At 70.0% G+C, this 16,632-nt stretch carries 14 protein-coding genes and 3 pseudogenes; 3 read left to right on the top strand and 14 right to left on the bottom strand.

Going from position 1 to position 16,632, the window contains the following annotated elements; all coding sequences use genetic code 11:
- Nucleotides 1–250 precede the first annotated feature (250 nt).
- Nucleotides 251–1,084, top strand: coding sequence for an ABC transporter substrate-binding protein (locus tag ABEB13_RS00250; protein WP_345703706.1), 834 nt, complete (start codon nt 251–253; stop codon nt 1,082–1,084).
- A 670-nt stretch (nt 1,085–1,754) separates the two neighbouring features.
- Here the strand turns inward: ABEB13_RS00250 and ABEB13_RS00255 are convergent.
- From ABEB13_RS00255 to ABEB13_RS00300, 9 genes and pseudogenes are all read right to left on the bottom strand, one after another.
- Complete coding sequence (locus ABEB13_RS00255) at nt 1,755–2,048, bottom strand: hypothetical protein (protein WP_345709484.1); 294 nt, start codon at nt 2,046–2,048, stop codon at nt 1,755–1,757.
- A 919-nt stretch (nt 2,049–2,967) separates the two neighbouring features.
- Nucleotides 2,968–3,396, bottom strand: a complete 429-nt coding sequence (locus ABEB13_RS00265) for a threonine/serine exporter family protein (RefSeq protein ID WP_345709485.1) — start codon at nt 3,394–3,396, stop codon at nt 2,968–2,970.
- The gene (locus ABEB13_RS00270) at nt 3,285–4,304 is read right to left on the bottom strand and encodes a threonine/serine exporter family protein (protein WP_345703707.1); all 1,020 of its coding nucleotides are present in this window, start codon (nt 4,302–4,304) and stop codon (nt 3,285–3,287) included. Before ABEB13_RS00270 ends, ABEB13_RS00265 begins: the two co-directional genes overlap by 112 nt.
- Before the next feature lie 47 nt (nt 4,305–4,351).
- Nucleotides 4,352–5,008, bottom strand: a complete 657-nt coding sequence (locus tag ABEB13_RS00275) for a MarC family protein (RefSeq protein ID WP_345703708.1) — start codon at nt 5,006–5,008, stop codon at nt 4,352–4,354.
- Nucleotides 5,009–5,036: 28 nt separating this feature from the next.
- Nucleotides 5,037–6,292, bottom strand: a pseudogene (locus ABEB13_RS00280) (arginine deiminase).
- Nucleotides 6,293–6,349: 57 nt separating this feature from the next.
- Nucleotides 6,350–6,544, bottom strand: coding sequence for a hypothetical protein (locus ABEB13_RS00285; protein ID WP_345703709.1), 195 nt, complete (start codon nt 6,542–6,544; stop codon nt 6,350–6,352).
- 28 nt (nt 6,545–6,572) lie between these two features.
- A complete protein-coding gene (locus tag ABEB13_RS00290) occupies nt 6,573–7,448 on the bottom strand; it encodes a baeRF2 domain-containing protein (RefSeq protein ID WP_345703710.1) in 876 nt (291 codons plus the stop codon).
- 255 nt (nt 7,449–7,703) lie between these two features.
- The gene (locus tag ABEB13_RS00295; RefSeq protein ID WP_345709486.1) at nt 7,704–7,994 is read right to left on the bottom strand and encodes a tryptophan-rich sensory protein; all 291 of its coding nucleotides are present in this window, start codon (nt 7,992–7,994) and stop codon (nt 7,704–7,706) included.
- A gap of 340 nt (nt 7,995–8,334) precedes the next feature.
- Nucleotides 8,335–8,742 carry an ArsR/SmtB family transcription factor gene (locus ABEB13_RS00300; RefSeq protein WP_345703711.1) on the bottom strand — a complete coding sequence of 136 codons (408 nt, stop codon included), beginning with the start codon at nt 8,740–8,742 and terminating at the stop codon, nt 8,335–8,337.
- 141 nt (nt 8,743–8,883) lie between these two features.
- Between ABEB13_RS00300 and ABEB13_RS00305 the strand changes: the two are divergent.
- Nucleotides 8,884–9,468 (top strand): annotated as a pseudogene (locus ABEB13_RS00305) (P-type ATPase actuator domain-containing protein); the annotation flags it as partial.
- A gap of 828 nt (nt 9,469–10,296) precedes the next feature.
- Here ABEB13_RS00305 and ABEB13_RS00315 read toward each other — a convergent pair.
- Both ABEB13_RS00315 and ABEB13_RS00320 read right to left on the bottom strand, forming a co-directional pair.
- Entirely contained in the window at nt 10,297–11,679 is a 1,383-nt protein-coding gene (locus ABEB13_RS00315; RefSeq protein WP_345703712.1) for an APC family permease, read from the bottom strand.
- Nucleotides 11,672–12,553: a carbon-nitrogen hydrolase family protein gene (locus tag ABEB13_RS00320; RefSeq protein ID WP_345703713.1), complete on the bottom strand. Its 882-nt coding sequence runs from the start codon at nt 12,551–12,553 to the stop codon at nt 11,672–11,674. Before ABEB13_RS00320 ends, ABEB13_RS00315 begins: the two co-directional genes overlap by 8 nt.
- A 180-nt stretch (nt 12,554–12,733) precedes the next feature.
- Here ABEB13_RS00320 and ABEB13_RS00325 point away from each other — a divergent pair, with 180 nt between their 5' ends.
- Nucleotides 12,734–13,345, top strand: a complete 612-nt coding sequence (locus ABEB13_RS00325) for a TetR/AcrR family transcriptional regulator (RefSeq protein WP_345703714.1) — start codon at nt 12,734–12,736, stop codon at nt 13,343–13,345.
- A 244-nt stretch (nt 13,346–13,589) separates the two neighbouring features.
- Here the strand turns inward: ABEB13_RS00325 and ABEB13_RS00330 are convergent, their stop codons facing one another.
- From ABEB13_RS00330 to ABEB13_RS00340, 3 genes and pseudogenes are all read right to left on the bottom strand, one after another.
- Complete coding sequence (locus ABEB13_RS00330) at nt 13,590–14,594, bottom strand: ABC transporter ATP-binding protein (protein ID WP_380231725.1); 1,005 nt, start codon at nt 14,592–14,594, stop codon at nt 13,590–13,592.
- A pseudogene (locus tag ABEB13_RS00335) lies at nt 14,591–15,632 on the bottom strand (ABC transporter ATP-binding protein). The gene ABEB13_RS00330 and the pseudogene ABEB13_RS00335 overlap by 4 nt, the downstream one beginning before the upstream one ends.
- A complete protein-coding gene (locus tag ABEB13_RS00340; RefSeq protein WP_345703715.1) occupies nt 15,633–16,625 on the bottom strand; it encodes an ABC transporter permease in 993 nt (330 codons plus the stop codon).
- Nucleotides 16,626–16,632 lie beyond the last annotated feature (7 nt).

The following is a 16,632-nucleotide window of genomic DNA, read 5'->3' on the forward strand; positions in this document are numbered from 1 at the left end:
CGTTGCCGGAATGTAATCTTCAATACATTCACGTCCGACTTGGACTGCCTGTAATTTCTGTTCACGCCGGCTCGTCGCGCTCGCCGCTCACCTCCTGCAGCTCTGGAAGGCCCCCATGCCCGCGAACCGCTCGACCATGACCAGAATCGCCGTGATCACGGCCACCGCAGCCCTCTGCAGCCCGCTCCTCAGCGCATGCGAAAGCACTGCGAGAACCGGCTCGGACCCAGCTCCCGCATCATCTGCCCCCGTGTCCGTCCAGGGCATCGCGATCAGCGCCTCGCCCGAGCTCGCCGCCAAGCTGCCGGCCGACATCAGGAAGGCGGCCGTCATCCGGGTGGCCTCGGACATCCCCTACCCGCCGTTCGAGATGTACGAGAGCGAGGGCAGCAAGAAGATCGTCGGCATCGACGTCGATCTCGGCGCCGCCGTCGGAGCCCGCCTCGGCATCAGGTTCGACTTCCAGGCCCAGAAGTTCGACGGGATCCTCCCGGCGATCCAGGCCGGGAAATTCGACGCTGTCATGTCGGCCATGACCGACAAGAAGGAACGCGAGAAGGCCGTGGACTTCGTCGACTACATCAACGCCGGCCCTGGATGGCTCGTCAAGAAGGGCAACCCGGACGGGATCAAGGTCGTCACCGACGTGTGCGGCAAGGCCGTCTCGGTGCAGACCGGCACCAACCACCAGAAGATCCTCGACCAGCGCCAGGAGCTCTGCAAGTCCCAGGGCAAGCCTCCGATCACCGTGATGGCCTTCCCGAAGGACTCCGAGGCGCAGCTCGCCCTGCGCAGCGGGAAGGTGGTGGCGGACTTCCTCGACGAGGTGACGGCGGTCTACGTTTCCGAGACCGCGGAGGGAGGCACCGTCTTCGACGCCGTGACCGGCCGGGAGGCGGTCGGCGAGACCAGCGCCTCCCCCATCGGAATCGGCGTCTCGAAGAGTGCCTCCGGCCTCAAGGAGGCCGTCCAGGGCGCCTTGCAGTCCCTGATGGACGACGGCACATACGGCAAGATCTTGGCCGCCCGGCATCTGCCCGGCATCGCGATCGCGCAGGCGACGATCAACGGCGCCCTGGACTGATCCAACGCACGGGTCGAAGCGTGAGCCGGCACGCATCCGGAGAGCTGTCGGGTGCTGAGCCGAGATACACGCCCTGCTCGCGCGCCACCGCTTCTCGGTCCCCGACCGGCCCGGGATCCGGCTGCGGACCCCGGCGGACCCGATCGCCTGCGCGCAGCCGAAGGCCTCGTCCTGCGGCTGCGCGCCACCGAGGTCCCGGTCCGTGGCCCGGCCGCCCACCGTGGCGGGTGACGGGCGTTCGTGTCCGGTATGAACAAGCAGAACGCCCATGGGGGACGAGGAAGGCCGGACCCTGCGGACCGGGGCGCAGCACGATGCCCCGGCGCCGAGGGCAGCGACGCCCTCTTCCGCCAGTTCTCCGGCATCCAAGTCCTCCTTGATGAGGGCTGCTTTGCTCTTCATCGGGATCACCCGGGCCAGGCCGTCACGCCACCGCGAAAGGCGAACAAGCTCCCCGCCGAGCAACACCGCACCCCCACCGCGGACACCCACACCGAGAGCCGCGCCCTCTCCCATCGGCTCACCGGCACCGACTTCTTCACCCTCTCCTGCGAGGCCCTGAGGGCGAAGCGGGTGCGGCATGACCGCTCGGCCGACGGGGGCTCTCCTCTCGGCACCGGAAGGCCCCCGTCTTCAGCTCGGCCGGACGGAACGCGTGCAATCCGACGCGCTAGGACGACGTCCGGAACGGCTTGGGTGCGCTTGCCGAGCCGGGAATCTGATCCGACGGGCTCGAAGAGTTGGGCGAACGTTCCTCGTAGGTGGCAAGGGCCAGGCCCAGCGCGAAGAAGGTCGGCGCCCACTCGCCGATGAAGATGCCCCAACGGTCGGCGCGCTCGAGCCCAGCCTGTTCGGCCTTCAGCGAAGTCATCCAACTGAGCAGCGAAAGGCCGATCGACCCAAAAGCAGCCGCGTACGCGTGCTCGCTGGCCACTCCGGCGTCGTGCAGCTTGCGGACGATCATCATGATTGCAACTCCTCGTGGAGGGGACTGTGCTCCCACTCTTTGCGCGTCCGGCGGGTGGCGCCGGTTGCACTGCTTACGCAGCGAAGAGGCAGGTGCCCACAGTTGCGCCGGCCCACAAACGAACCATGGCGCGAGAACGCCGCACCACAACCGGGGTAGCCCTGGGCCGGAAACTCGCGCGGACACCCGTGAGCGCGCCGCCGCCCAGGCAGCTGCTCGGCGAAGTCGCCGACGCGCCAACTGCCGGAGCTCACTGGAGGCGACCGCGGGGGCAACGGCACACATCGACACCACCGAGGTGGCCGTCGTGAAGGACTCTCGGGCCAGTTCGCCGGCCCGGCGGGTCGCCGGCCGGGCTTCTCGGCCAGACCGCCCGGCTGGAGGTCCGTCCCCATCCATCCGGGACGGGTCGCGTCGATCAGCACGACGCGTTGACCGCCGACCTCCTGCGGGACCTGCGCACCGCGCGGCCCCACCCAGTGGTCTCCCTGACGATGCCCACCAACCGACGCGAACCGGACCACGCCCGGGACGCAGTGCGGCTACGCAACCTTCTCGCCGAAGCCGAGCGTCGGATCGAACCCTCAGCGTGACGGCAGAGTGTGCCCGTCCATTGATGGGCAACCGGGCAGGCATGAGCAGGCGGGGAGCGGGCACAGCGCCGGCGCGTTCGTGCGTCGCGGCCGCCGTCGCAGCCGTGCACGGAGCCGCACCGGGTCAGCTGTCACGCCCGGCTCAGCCCGCTCGAAGGCCGTGGAGGACCAGGGAAGGCACCGTGGCAACGCCCGCGCGCTGCTGATCAGTCGTTCCAGGCCTCGGGGTTCGGGAGGGCGGCAGCGTGGTCGTGGAGATGCGCGGCGCTTTCAGGTCTCCTGGAGCAGATCAGCGGAGCCAACTGGCCTGCCACGCCTGCCCGTCAGTATCCGCGGGTGCGTTCGGCGGCGAGGCGGTGCAGGGAGGGGACGCGGCGTAGTTGACGGGTGATTTCACCGCCGATGCTGACGCCGATGGCCAGCGCCAGGGCGATGGCTGCGGCACGGCTGAGGTCGCCGAGGCCGTCGGCGGGGCGTCCTTGGATGAAGGCGAGGACGCCGGTGTACGTGAGGGAGCCGGGCAGGAGGGGGCCGAGGGCCGCACTGATGTGCGGCAGGGGTTGCAGTTTCTGCTGGCGGGAGACGGTGTGGGCGAAGAGGGCGGCGGTGGCTGCGGCGATGCCGGTCGCGGCGATCGGGCTCATGTCCACTTGGCGGGTGAGGACGCCGAACACGGTCCAGGCGACGGCACCGTTGAGTGTGACGAACAGCAGCGTGTGGCGGGGGGTCTGCAGGAGAACGGCGAGGGAGATGGTGAGACCCGCGGCGGCGAGCAGCTGCAGCGCGGGCGCGGAGCTGCGTACCAGGGGTCTTCGGGGCGCAGGTGTGCGCCGAGGAGTTGGCCGATGGGCAGGACGGCGAGGACACCGAGGATGACGCCGGTGATGAGGTAGAGGAGTTCGACCAGGCGGGCGGCCGCGGTGAGATAGAAGCCGGTGAGGCCGTCCTGGACGGCAGCAACCAGGGCGCGGCCGGGCAGGAGGGCGAAGAGGCCGCCGGTGATGACCTGGGATCCGCGCAGGCCGGCGCCGGCCAGGGCGAGGACGACACCGACGACGGAGGCGGGGGCGGCCGCGACGGCGTACTGGTAGAACTCCGGCACGCCGCGGTCGTAGAACATGCCGGCGAGGCGGTCGCCGATGAAGGAGGCGACGAAGGCAGCCGAGAAGGTGAGCGCGGCCTTGGTGTCGGCGCTGCCGCCGACCAGGACGGTGGCGCTGGCCGCGAGCGAACCCGCGACCAGGGAGATCAGCCAGCCGGGGTACGGAGGGCTGCGGCGGCGGATCGCGGCCAGCCGCCGGCGGGCCTGCTCCAGGCCGAGGCGGCCTTCGGCAACCTGCGTCACGAATGTGTAGGTCGCCGACAGTCGCGTGTAGTTGGGAGCGCGCCGCCACACGGTGCGGTCCAGGATCATCGCGCCGTGGTCCGCCGAAGGGCGGTGGCTGATGGAGATCATGGTGAACGTGACCTGCGGCTCGCCGTCCAGGCCGTAGGTGCGGGCGACTGTGCGCATCGCGGCCTCGACGTCCTCGGTGCCCTGGCCGTCGGCGAGCAGCAGCTCGCCCGCGTCCAGGGCCAGGCCCAGGACGCGGGCTGACCGCCGCTGCCGGTCCGGCTCGGTCGCGTGCCGACCGGCGGCATGGGACCGGTTGCGAAGCATGTGCAGGCGGCGGTGCCTGCCGGGGTGGAGGGTTGTTGAGGGCACGGTCACAGGGAGTTCAGGACGTCGTCGACCAGGCGGGTGCCGCCGCTGGCGATCAGGGTGACCGCGATGGCGGTGAGCAGGATCCCGGCGACCCGGTCCAGGATGGCCGCGGTGCTCGGGGAGACGCGGCGCACGAGGTGGCCGGAGAGGTAGAGGGTGATGCCGGTGACCGCGGCGTAGGCCAGGCCCGCGACGGTCATGGCGATGCCGGCCTTCCAGCCGGACACATCCGCGCGGTAGGCGACGAAGAAGCCGAAGGTGGTGCCGCCGAAGGTGAGCGGGAACGTGAGCGGGGTGAACACGATGGACCGCCACGGCGCTTTCGGGCCTCTGGCCGCCGCCGTGTCGTCGGGGGCCCGCGGGGAGGATCCGGAGCCGGTCATCATCGGCACGGCGGCCAGGATCAGCGCGATGCCACCCGTGGCCGAGAGCGCGGCGGTGCTGATTCCGAGCAGTTCCAGCAGTGGCTCCCCCACCCACAGCGCCAGCAGCATGAGGATGGTGACGTTGCGGAACAGGCCGAACGACAGTTGGCGCTGTTCCTTCGGGGTGTAGCCCTCCATGTAGGGCAGGTAGGAGGAGAGGGCGGCGATCGGGCTGTAGAGCGCGAACAGGGCCAGGAACAGCAGTAGGGCGTGGCCCCAGTGGAACTCCGACACGGGTGCCTCCCGGGTGTGAGGGTGCGCGTCAGTAGTCGACGGGGTCGCGGGTGAGGGGGCAGGTCATGCAGTGTCCGCCGCCGCGGCCGCGCCCGAGCTCGGCGCCGACGATGGTGATCACCTCGACGCCGGCCTTGCGCAGCAGGGTGTTGGTCTGGGTGTTGCGGTCGTAGGTGAAGACGACGCCGGGTTCGACGGCGACGGCGTTGTTGCCGCTGTCCCACTGCTGGCGCTCGGAGGCATAGACGTCGCCGCCGGTCTCGATCACGCGCAGACCGCCGCTGATGCCCAGGGCCTCGGCGACGATGTCGGTGAACGCCCGGTCGCCCTCGTCGGTCACCTCCACGCCTGGTGCCTTATCCACGGGGCGCAGCGAGAAGGTGTGCACCGCGTTCATGATGGCCGGGTGCTGGGTGACGATGTCGCGGTCGGCGAAGGTGAACACCGTGTCGAGGTGCATGGCGGCGCGCAGCCGGGGCATTCCGGCCACCACCACCTGCCGGGCGGCGCCCCGGGCGAAGAGTGCGGCGGCGACCTGGGTGATCGCCTGCCGGGAGGTGCGCTCGCTCATGCCCATCAGGACGACGCCGTTTCCGACCGGCATGATGTCGCCGCCCTCGAAGGTGGCCTGGCCCCACTCCCGCTCGGGGTCGCCCCACCAGACGGTGGAGGTGCGGTAGTCGGGGTGGAAGGAGTAGACCGCCTTCATCAGCAGGGTCTCGTCGTGGCGGGCCGGCCAGTAGAGCGGGTTGAGGGTGAGTCCGCCGTAGAGCCAGCAGGTGGTGTCGCGGGTGTAGAGGGTGTTCGGCAGCGGCGGCATCAGGTACTCGCGGGTGCCGGTCGCCTCCTGGCGAGGGCCAGGTGGCCGGTGCGGAAGTCCTCGGGCAGGTCCGTGGTGGCCAGGCCGCCGATCAGGTACTCCGCGAGTTCGCGCGGGGCCAGCGTCTCCAGGTACGCCCGGGTGCCGTCGATCAGACCGAGGCCGACCTCGTTGGCGGTGATCTTCCGGTCGAGCAGCCAGCCGCGGGCCTCGGGGAGGGCGACGGTCTGCGCGAGGAGGTCGTGCAGTTCGACCACCTCGACGCCGCGGGTGCGGAGCTTGTTGACGAAGTCGGCGTGGTCGCGCTGGGCGTTCTCCACCCACATCACGTCGTCGAACAGCAGGTCGTCGGAGTTGGTCGGGGTGAGCCGGCGATGGGCCAGGCCCGGCGCGCACACCAGGACCTTGCGCAGCCGGCCGACCTCCGAGTGGACACCGAACGGCACTGTTGTCGCATCAGTCATGATCATCCTCAGTCTCCAAGACGGTGTGCCGGCTGACTCGGGGAGCGGGTTCTGCGCTCATGCCGGGGCGAAACGCAGAACGGCCGCGCAGCCGTCGTCGGCCATGCCCTCGGGAATCTCCGAGAAGGAGGCGCCGCCCATCGTCGCGGCCCGCAGCAGTAGGGGTGCGGCCAGGGCCTGGACGGCGGCCGCAGCATTGTCGAGGGCCTCGGGTGCGCTGTCGACCAGCAGGGGTTGGCGCCGGCCGACCACTTGAGCGGGTCGGCGGTGCGGTCCTCACTCAGCAGCAGCGTGGCCACCCGCCCTTCGGCCAGGGCCGTGCTGACGGCCGGCATGCCGTGCACCGCCATGCCCTGGGCCCGGGCGCTCTCGAACTCGGCCGCCGCGGCGGCGTGGCTGCGCTCGGACGCCGCTCGGAGTGCCTTGTCGACCGCCTCGCGCAGGACGGCGAGGGCGTCCTCTCCCCGCGGCCGCCCGGCACCTCGACCACCTCGGCGTGGCCCCGCCAGCCGGCGAGTTCCTCGCGCAGGATCGCGGTCGCCTTCGGGTCACCGCCCACGAAGACCAAGGCGGCACCGACCGCCTCGCACGCCTCGGCGATCTCGGTGGCGACACCGGCGGCGTTCCTGGTCCACACGTTGACGGTCCGGCGGTGGTAGGAGGCCATGTTCGCGCCGCCGGCCCGCACCCGGGTGATGTGCAGCGTGCTGCCACTGAAGGTGCGGCTGGTGGCCGGATCGAGGGCGCCTGCCGGGAAGGCGTCGACGTCCGCGCCCTCCCGATCGAGGGCAACCATCACGTAGGGAAGCTGGTGATCGAGGTCGAACGCTGTTTCCAGCGGATCGGCGACCGGACCCACGACAGCCCGGTCGCGGGCCGGCGGACGCGCGAGTGTGAACGCACCGAGCATCCGGCCGTCGGCAGCGAACAGAGACTCGCCCTGCGGACCCACCAAGTGCGGCGATCCCCCGACCGCACCGTCCAGCACCAGCAGGGTGGGCTCGTCCGCGCCCTGCTGCTCCAGATCCCGGCGCAGGGCACGCCAACCGGTCGCCACCCGGTGATCCGCGTCCTGGTCCTCCCGACTGGTGTCCAGATGCACCGACACAACGAGATCGGACGCGGTGTAGAGCGGACGGAAGAGGTCGAGATCCACGAGACCCTCCGGAGTCACAACGGCTGAGCAAGGCCGTCTCCACACGGAGCACTTGCCGCCTTATCGGACGATTTGCCCTTATTGTTGGCGGGCAGAATGGGGACCACCCCTCGCAGCGTTGCTGCACCGATGGGGCCGTGCGGGCGCAGCAGCCGACCGCGGCAATCCTGCTCGTACCGGCCGTCCGGGTGACCGGGCACGGCAGTGAGCGATCTGGCCGCACCACGTGGGCTCCACGGCGCACCGGAGGTGCGATCAGCCCAAGTTGCGGCGGGCGATGTCGGCATTGAGTGCGGTGGCGAAGGCGCACCAGGCGGCGTAGGGAGTCAGAGCGGCGGCGGTGGGGTTGGTACGGGCGGCGCGCCGGACAAGGTCGGCGTTGCTGAGGTCGAGCAGGGCACTGCCCGCCAGAGCGGCCGCCGGGCTGCGGCACTGGAAGCACAGCCAGTTCCAGGCAGCGTTGAGCGAGAGGTCGACACCGAGGAGACCGCCAGAGCGCGCCGATCGCGGCCGGACGCGGCGGTCAGGGCCCGGCCCGCGGCCCAGGCGATGGAGGCGTACAGCAGAGTCCGCACGACGCCGAACGCCCAGGAGGGCGGCTGCCAGGGCGGCTTGGCAAGCGAACGGAGCTCGACGCCGTCGAGACCAAGTACGCCCAGCGCGGCAAGACGGTGGAGATCACGGGGCTCAACGACCCCAGCGCCGGCCTCCACGGCAGGCTCAGCGGCGACCTCGCCGGCAGCCACTGATCCTTGCCCCGCTCCGCAACGGTGGCCGCCCCGGCGTGACGGGGTGGCCACCGCCGTCTCGCGTCAACGTCGAGGACCCGGACCTCCGGCGCTCACGGCGACCACTGGTGGGACGACCGACGGCCCCGGGTGGCCGGTCAGGGCGCCGGCTGAGCCGCCAGGTCGTCCGCGAGGTCGGCGCCCTCGGCGCCGGCGGCGTCGCTGAGTCCGAGCCGCAGGTGCTCGGTGTGGTAGACGGCCTGGTCGAGGAGTTCGGCGACGTGGTTGTCGTACAGCGCGTAGACCACCGAGCGGCCCTGGCGGGTGCCGACGACCAGGCCGAGGTTGCGCAGGAGCCGCAGCTGGTGGGAGCAGGCGGACTGTTCCATGCCGACGGCGTAGGCGAGTTCGGTGGCTGCGCAGGGCCCTTCGCGCAGGCGGGCGAGGATCAGCAGCCGGGACGGCGTCGCGAGAGCCTGCAGGGTGGTCGCCACGCGGGCGGCATTGTCCGCGTCGAGGCGGATGCGCGGGGCGGTGTTCTTCTCGGAGGCGGCTCCATGACCCATGGGCCAATACTACAGATGACGCATGAAGGACTGTTCATACGTTCCTGTATGTTGGACGGAGTCGTCCGTTCTGCCCTGACCTGAGCGAAGGGTCCGCTTGCCATGCCTTCCTCCGCCCTGATCGAGCGGCCCGCGCCCGAGATGGCCGCCGCGTCCGCCGGCGCCGCCCCGCGGCGGCGCACGCGGATCGTGGCGCTGCCCGAGGCCCGCTGGGCGGCGGCCTCGACGGCGCTGTTCCTGATCGCGCTGCCGCTCCAGCTGACCGGCGCCCCGGCCTGGGTCTGGGGGCCGCTGTACGCCCTCGCGTACGCCACGGGTGGCTGGGAGCCTGCCTGGGCCGGGCTGCAGTCGCTGCGGGAGAAGACGCTGGACGTCGACCTGCTGATGATCGTCGCCGCCTTGGGCGCCGCCGCGGTCGGGCAGGTGATGGACGGCGCCCTGCTGATCGTCATCTTCGCCACCTCCGGCGCCCTGGAGGCGATCGCCACCGCCCGCACCGCGGACTCGGTGCACGGCCTGCTCGACCTCGCCCCCGCCACCGCCACCCGGTTGCTCGACGACGGCGCCGAGGAGACCGTGCCGACCGAGGCCCTCGAGGTTGGCGACACCGTACTGGTCCGCCCGGGCGAGCGGATCGGCGCCGACGGCCGTGTCCTGGACGGCGCGAGCGACGTCGGCCAGGCCACGATCACCGGCGAGCCCCTGCCCGTCGCCAAGGTCAGCGGTGGAGCACCATCCCCCTCACGGCCGGTGTCCACGTGGCCATGTCTTTCACCGTCTGCGGGTCAATCGGTCGCAACAGCAACGCCGCGAGACCGACCAGCGGCCTTCTGCCCGCCGGATGCGGTTCTCCCCACAGCCTTTCCGGGCGGTCCTCGGCGCATCCGTCCGAGAGCGTGTTCACCACCAGCAGCGAGACGGTGCTCCCCGCCATCGTCCAACCCGAAGCCCTCACCAAGGCGAACGGACAGTTCAACACCCCCACGAGGGTGACCGGCCGGTTCATCGCCCCACCCTCGCCGGCTGGCCGACCGCCATCGCCATGCCCCTCACCTTCCTGAGCGCCGGCGCCGGCCACCCCGGCTCGATGCTCCAACTGGCCCTACCTCACAAGGACGCCGGCCGCGCACCACCGGCGTCGGCACCGCCCTCGGCCCCCGACCGCCCACCGCCCCGAACAACACCCGGGCAGCGCCCCGATGCTGTGCGCCCCACGCATCGCCTGGGGCCTGTCGTTCATCGCACCCGTCCTGTTCCACAAAGGTGTGGATCACGCCCCGGACCCGGTCCGGGCTGGTGAACGTCACCTCCGCGATCTTCGCCAAGGGCACGCCCTGCGCGGACCACAGCACCGTCATCGATCTCGCCCTGTCGGGTGGCGCTGGGCGGTCAGGATGATCACGTGGCTGAACGCGTGCGGGACTGTCGGGCCATCGGCTGCCCTGGCCCGGGAGAACGTCACCCACAGCGCGGGGATCTCTCCTGCCGGGGTGCGCGGGGACCGGGGCCTCAAAGTGAGAGGGCCCCGGCCCCGCGCCGTACGAGAGGCTACGGTCACGCCACCGAAGTCGGCTCCTTCGCGGCGTCCTCGGCCCGAGCGTCTGCGTGCGTGTCCATCATCAGTTCGGGCGCGGGGCGCCGGAAGCCCTTCGTGAGGAAGGCCAGGTAGACGACGCCGATCGCCAGCCACACACCACCGATTTCCAGCGCCGTGCGGCCGAGCTGCGTGAGCAGATAGACGGAGACCGCAGCGCCGGCCAGTGGCAACACGAGGAATGTGAACAGGTTGTGCCGCCTGTTCTGCTTCCACTCCCGCACCAGGTAGCCGATGACGGAGATATTGACCAAGGCGAAGCCGAGGAAGGCGCCGAAGTTGATGAAGGAGGTGGCCGTGGCCAGGTCCAGCTTCATCGCGATGACACCGCCCGCCGCGGTGAGCACGAGCGGCATGACCGGCGTGCCGAGCTCGAAGGAGAGCTTGCCGAACACTCGGCGCGGCAGCACGCCGTCGCGACCCATCGCATACATCAGGCGGGCCGTGGAGGCCTGCAGGGCGATACAGCTGGCGATGCCGCCCGCGAGGGAGATGAAGTTGACGATGTTGGCGTACGTCTCGCCGCCGATGAGCCGCTTGATGTCCCAGGCGGCTGCGTCCTCGTTCTTGAACTCTCCTCCAGGATGAACGAGTTGGAGCAAGAAGGACAGGACCAGGAAGATCGCGCCCGCAGCCACGACGCAGCCGATGATGCCGCGGCCGACGGTCTTGGCGCCGTCTTTGGTCTCCTCGCCGAGCGTGGACACTGCGTCGAAGCCGAGGAAGGAGTAGGCGGCGATGGCGGCGGCCGAAGTGATCGCGCCGATGGAGGTGTGCGAGTTCCAGAGCGAGTCGGTGACCGGGCCCGTGTCATGCCTTGCGAGATAGACGAGGCACAGCGCGGCGAAGAGGATCAGCGAACCGATGGCGACGGCCATCAGGACCCTGTTGACGCGGTTGGCAAGTTTCATGCCGAAGGCGTTGATGCCGGTGGTCAGGGCGACGACGACAATCAGCCAGACCCACTTGGGCACGGCCGGAAACTGCGCCTGGAAGTAGATCGCCTGGATCAGCCAGCCGACCATGGGGATGAAGAAGTAGTCGAGCAGCATCGCCCATCCGGCGAGAAACCCGATGCGGCTGTCGAGCATCTTACGGGCGTAGGAGTAGACAGACCCCGCGCCCGGCACGATGCGCGACATCTTCGCGTACGACAGGCCCGTCAGCAGCATCGCGACGGTGGCGACGGCGTACGCAGTCGGGGACGCGCCGTTGCTGGTCGCGGCGATGACACCGAACGTCGTGACCACGATTCCGGGCGATATATACGCCAAGCCGAACAGGATGACCGAGCCCAGGCTCAGGTCGCCCTTGAGGCGGGCGGAAGTCTGGGCTTCACTCATCGCTGGTGTCCTGTCGGAGGGAGGCGGGGGTCCACGTGTTCGGGTCGATGCTGCCGCCGTACAGCGGCAGCGAGACGCTCTGGTCGCCGGGGCGCCACTGCTGCCACATCCGGTTCAGGCCGGCGGTGCCGTAGCGGCGTACGGTGCCGACCTCGTCGAGGTCGATCACGTCGGTGAGGGTGAGGTCGCCGTCGGCCGGGGCCTCGGAGCGGACGGTGCCCTGCGGGTCGACGAGCAGGCTGCGGCCGACGCCCGAGGGGGCGGCGGCATTGACGCTGGCGACGAAGACCTGGTTGGCGATGGCGTTCGCGCGATTGAGGACGACCTCCTGGGCGCGGTCGCTGGTCGACGTACGGACGACGTTGACGATCAGCTCGGCACCCATCCAGGCCAGATGCCGGGAGACCTCCGGGAACCAGGTGTCGTAGCAGATCGACAGACCGATCCGGCCCACGCCGGGCAGGTCGACGACCTTGAACTCGACGCCGGGCACCGTCGTCTCGTACGGACGCCAAGGGAAGACCTTGCGGTATACGGCCAGGCGCTTCCCTTCGGGCGAGTAGACCGGGGCGGTGTTGTACACAAGGCCGTCGTCCCCGAGCTCGTAGACGCTGCCGGGCACCAGCCAGATGCCGAGGTCGCCGGCGAGCCGCGAGAACAGGGCGTCACGGGGCCCGTCGACGGGCTCGGCGGCATCCTCGGGTGCGGCAGCGACACCGGCCGAGCGCTCGGCAAGGTGCAGTTCGGGGTAGACAACGAGCGCGCCGGGCGTGCGCAGTTTGACGCGGCGCTCCACGTCGGCGGCGAAGCCCGCCAGGTCGTCGGCCAGGCGGCCGGGCGCCTGGGCAAGGATCAGCGGCAGGGGGCGGGACACGAGGGATCACAGCCAATCGAGCAGGAACAGGCAAGAAGAGTGGAAGAGGCAGGAGGGGCTTCCGTAGAGAGGAGCCTGCGCTCGGCCTCGTTTAAGCTAAATCAAATTTAGTTAATAGATGAGGGAAGCGTCAATGCCCTGTACCCGTGGGAACAGGTGCCGTGTGGCACGATCGTCGGCATGTCCCGACCCAAGAACCAGGAAGCCCGCCGCAGCCAGCTGATCACCGCGGCGGCCAAGCAACTGCGTGAGAGCGGTGCGGCGCGGGTCAAGCTCCGCGACATCGCGCAGGAGGCGGAGGTTACCCCGGCGTCGGTCCTCTACTACTACCCGGACGTGCAGGACCTCTTCGTCGAGGTCTTCGCCCGCGGCGCCAACCGCTACTGCGCCGAGCGGGAGCGGCGAATCGGTGAGGCGGAGGGTGCCGTCGCCAGGCTGAGGGCGTGTGTGGCCTCGGGGGTGGTGTGGCCGGGCACCGCGGAGGAGACCAGCCGGCTGCTGTACGAATTGTTCCCGGTGGCGTTGCGCGACGAGACGGCGCACTCCATCCAGCGGGACTTCTTCGACCGGCAGGCCGCCCTGTATGAGGAAACTCTGGAGCAGGGCGCGCACACCGGGGAGTTCACTCTCGCGGTGCCCGCGCCCCAGCTCGCGCGCACGTTTCTCGCGCTTGAGGACGGCTACGCCATGGAGGTGCTGGTCGGCGGCATCACCGCTGAGGAGGAGGAGCGGCGGCTGCTCACCTTCGCCCAGGTGGTCACCGGAAACGAGGGGTTGTCACCCTCGGCCTGACCGTGTCTGCTCGGCGCGACCGGCCGGAGCATCGGCGCGTCAGGTCGTGGCGGGTTGCCGGGCTCTGCACGTTCGAAGGCCCCGTTGCAGCAGCTGCGGTACGGTGCCGGCGGCGTCCAGGCGCACGACGCGCGGCAGCGCGACCGCGGGTTGGCGTGGAAGCCCTACTCCGTTCCATGGTGCGGCGGGCGAAGGCGGGGCCGTTCCCGTTGCACAGCGCCCGGGATGTCCCACTGCCCGGTCTTCAGACGAGCGGGCGGCTGCCGATGTCGGGGAAGTGGCAGGCGGTGCGGTGGTCCGGGTCGCCGCCTCCGACCCGGACCAGGGGCGGTTCCTGCTCGGCGCACAACTCGGTGGCCTTCCAGCATCGGGTGCGAAAGTGGCAGCCCGAGGGTGGGTCGAGGGGGCTGGGGACCTCTCCGGTGAGGCGGATGCGCTCGCGGCCGCGGGCCGCGTCGGGATCCGGTTCGGGGACCGCGGACAGGAGGGCCTGGGTGTAGGGGTGCGTGGGCCGGGAGTGGACAGCCTCGCGGTCGCCGGTCTCCACAACCTTGCCCAGGTACATGACGGCGATCCGTTGTGAGAAGTGCCGGACGACGGCGAGGTCGTGGGCGATGAAGAGGAACGCGATGCCGAAGTCGCGCTGCAGTTGCTGAAGCAGGTTGACCACCTGAGCCTGGATCGAGACGTCCAGGGCGGAGACCGGCTCGTCGGCGACGATCAGCTTGGGCCGGAGGGCAAGCGCCCGAGCGATGCCGATCCGCTGGCGCTGGCCGCCGGAGAACTCGTTGGGGTAGCGGTTGTAGTGCTCGGGGTTGAGGCCCACGGTCTCCAGCAGCTCCTGGACGCGCTTCCTGCGCCCCTGCGGCGGGTTGATGCCGTTGAGCGCCATGGGGGTCTCCACCAGGGTGCCGACGGTGTGCCGGGGGTTGAGCGAGTTGTAGGGATCCTGGAAGATCATCTGCAGGTGCTGCCGGGTGGCCCGCAGCTTGGACTTCGACGCGTGGGTGATGTCCACGCCGTCGAAGCGGATGCTGCCGCCGGTGGGCTCCAGCAGTCGGGTAACGAGGCGTCCCGTGGTGGACTTGCCGCAGCCGGACTCGCCGACCAGGCCGAGGGACTCCCCCGCGGCGACGCGGAGGTCCACCCCGTCCACGGCCCGTATGACCTCGGAATGACGCTGGATCAGCAGATTCCTACGAACCGGGAAGTGCATGTGCAGGTTGCTGACCTCGAGCAGGTCGCTCATGCGGTCCTCCGGGAGATGCGGGCCGTGAGGTGGCAGGCGGCCAGGTGGCGAGGGTCTTCGGCGAACGGCACAAGCTCAGGGCGGTCACTGCGGCACAGGTTCTGGGGGACCTGCTCGCGCACTGGGCAGCGCGGGTGGAAGGCGCACCCGGAAGGCAGGCGGATCAGGCTGGGCGGGGTTCCCTCGATCGGGTGCAGCGGCTCGTCCACGTTGCCGGACAGGTGTGGCATGGATGCCAGCAGGCCGCTGGTATAGGGGTGCTGCGAGTTCTTGAGTACCTCGCGGGCCGGTCCGTACTCGACGCGGCGCCCGCCGTACATCACCAGAATGTCGTCGGCGGTCTCGGCGACGACTCCGAGGTCGTGGGTGATGATGACGACGGCAGAGCCGAACTCCTGCTGGAGGTCCGCGATCAGGTCGAGAATTTGCGCCTGCACGGTGACGTCAAGGGCGGTGGTGGGCTCGTCGGCGATGAGCAGTTCGGGGTCGTTGACCAGCGCCATGGCGATCATAGCGCGCTGCCGCATGCCGCCGGAAAACTCGTGCGGGTAGCCGGCGGCGCGCCGCGCGGCTGGGGAATGCCGACCCGCTGGAGAAGTTCCACGGCACGCTCCCGGGCCCGGCGCTTCGAGGTCTCGGGGTGATGCACCCGATAGGCCTCGGCGATTTGGGCGCCGACGGTGAAGAAGGGGTGCAGGGCCGAAAGCGGGTCCTGGAAGACCATGGCGACACGGCTGCCGCGCAGTGCGCGCATCCGCGCCTCCGGCAGGGCGACGATCTCATCGCCACCGAGCCAGACTTCGCCGGAGACCAGGGCGCGCGTGCCCTTGTGCAGGCCGAGCAGGGCGAGGAGGTGACGGACTTGCCGGAGCCCGACTCGCCGACGATGCCGAGGGTACGGCCCTTCTGAAGGGTGAAGGAGACGCCGTCGACGGATTTGACCACCCCGTCGTCGGTGGGGAAGTGCACGCGCAGGTCGCGCACGTCCAGAAAGGCGTTGGGGTACACGGGGACTTCCTCTCGATGCCTTTCGGCCAGTCAGGCTCGGCGGACGCGCGGGTCGATCAGGCCGTAGACCACGTCCACGACGACGTTGGCGAGCACCACCGCTGTGGCGGCGAACAGGGTGGTGCCCATGATCACGGGCAGGTCCACGTTCTGCACGGACTGCACGGCGAGCTGTCCGATGCCGGGCAGGCCGAAGGCGGACTCGGTGATGATGGCGGCGCCGCCGAGCAGCGCTCCGAAGTCCATGCCGATGATGGTGACCACCGGCGTGATCGCCCCGCGCAGGGTGTGCTTGAGGGTCACCGTGCGGCGGGGCAGGCCCTTGGCGCGGGCGGTACGGATGTAGTCCTCGCCCATAACCTCCAACGCGGTGGAGCGCGTGAAGCGGGCGTAGGCGGCGAGGTTGATCACAACCAACGCAACCCAGGGCAGCAGCAGGCCGGTGAACCAGCTGGCGGGGTCTTCGGTGACGGGGGTGTAGCCGGCGGCGGGCAGTAGCTGCCACTTGTCCACGAAGACGTACTGGAGGACGAGCGCGATGAAGTAGATGGGCGTCGAGATACCGAAGAGGGCGAGTCCGACGGCGAACTTGTCCAAGGGCTTTCCCTTGCGGACGGCGGCAGCCAAGCCCAGGGCCACGCCGAGCAGCAGGAAGGCGAGGGCGGAGCCGAGGGCGAGGGAGAGGTCCACCGGGAAACGGCTCCAGACCGTGTCCCAGACGTCGGTGTTGTCGTGGTAGCTGATGCCGAGGCAGGGGGCGGAACAGTGGACAGCGGTGGAACCGTCGCCGAAGGTCCGGCCGGCCACCAGGCCCTTGGCGAACTCGCCAAACTGAACGAGCAGGCCCCGGTCCAGGCCGAGAGAGTGGCGGATCTCCGCGATCCGGTCGGGGGTGCAGCCTTTGCCGCAGGCCAAGACCGCGGGATCGCTGGGCACGGCGAAGAAGATGAATAAGGTGATGGCGCTGACCACCGCGATGACGGTAAGGGCGCTCAGCAGACGTCGTATCAGGTAGCTTGTCATGGTTCAG

It is taken from the genome of Kitasatospora paranensis, from assembly GCF_039544005.1.
GTDB lineage: Bacteria > Actinomycetota > Actinomycetes > Streptomycetales > Streptomycetaceae > Kitasatospora > Kitasatospora paranensis.

Excerpts from the sequence above, each read along its gene's own strand:
- ABEB13_RS00255 (WP_345709484.1), bottom strand. The coding sequence starts at position 2,048 with ATGATCGTCCGCAAGCTGCACGACGCCGGAGTGGCCAGCGAGCACGCG.
- ABEB13_RS00270 (WP_345703707.1), bottom strand. The coding sequence starts at position 4,304 with ATGCTTCGCAACCGGTCCCATGCCGCCGGTCGGCACGCGACCGAGCCG.
- ABEB13_RS00300 (WP_345703711.1), bottom strand. The coding sequence starts at position 8,742 with ATGGGTCATGGAGCCGCCTCCGAGAAGAACACCGCCCCGCGCATCCGC.
- ABEB13_RS00315 (WP_345703712.1), bottom strand. The coding sequence starts at position 11,679 with ATGAGTGAAGCCCAGACTTCCGCCCGCCTCAAGGGCGACCTGAGCCTG.
- ABEB13_RS00325 (WP_345703714.1), top strand. The coding sequence starts at position 12,734 with ATGTCCCGACCCAAGAACCAGGAAGCCCGCCGCAGCCAGCTGATCACC.
- ABEB13_RS00330 (WP_380231725.1), bottom strand. The coding sequence starts at position 14,594 with ATGAGCGACCTGCTCGAGGTCAGCAACCTGCACATGCACTTCCCGGTT.
- ABEB13_RS00340 (WP_345703715.1), bottom strand. The coding sequence starts at position 16,625 with ATGACAAGCTACCTGATACGACGTCTGCTGAGCGCCCTTACCGTCATC.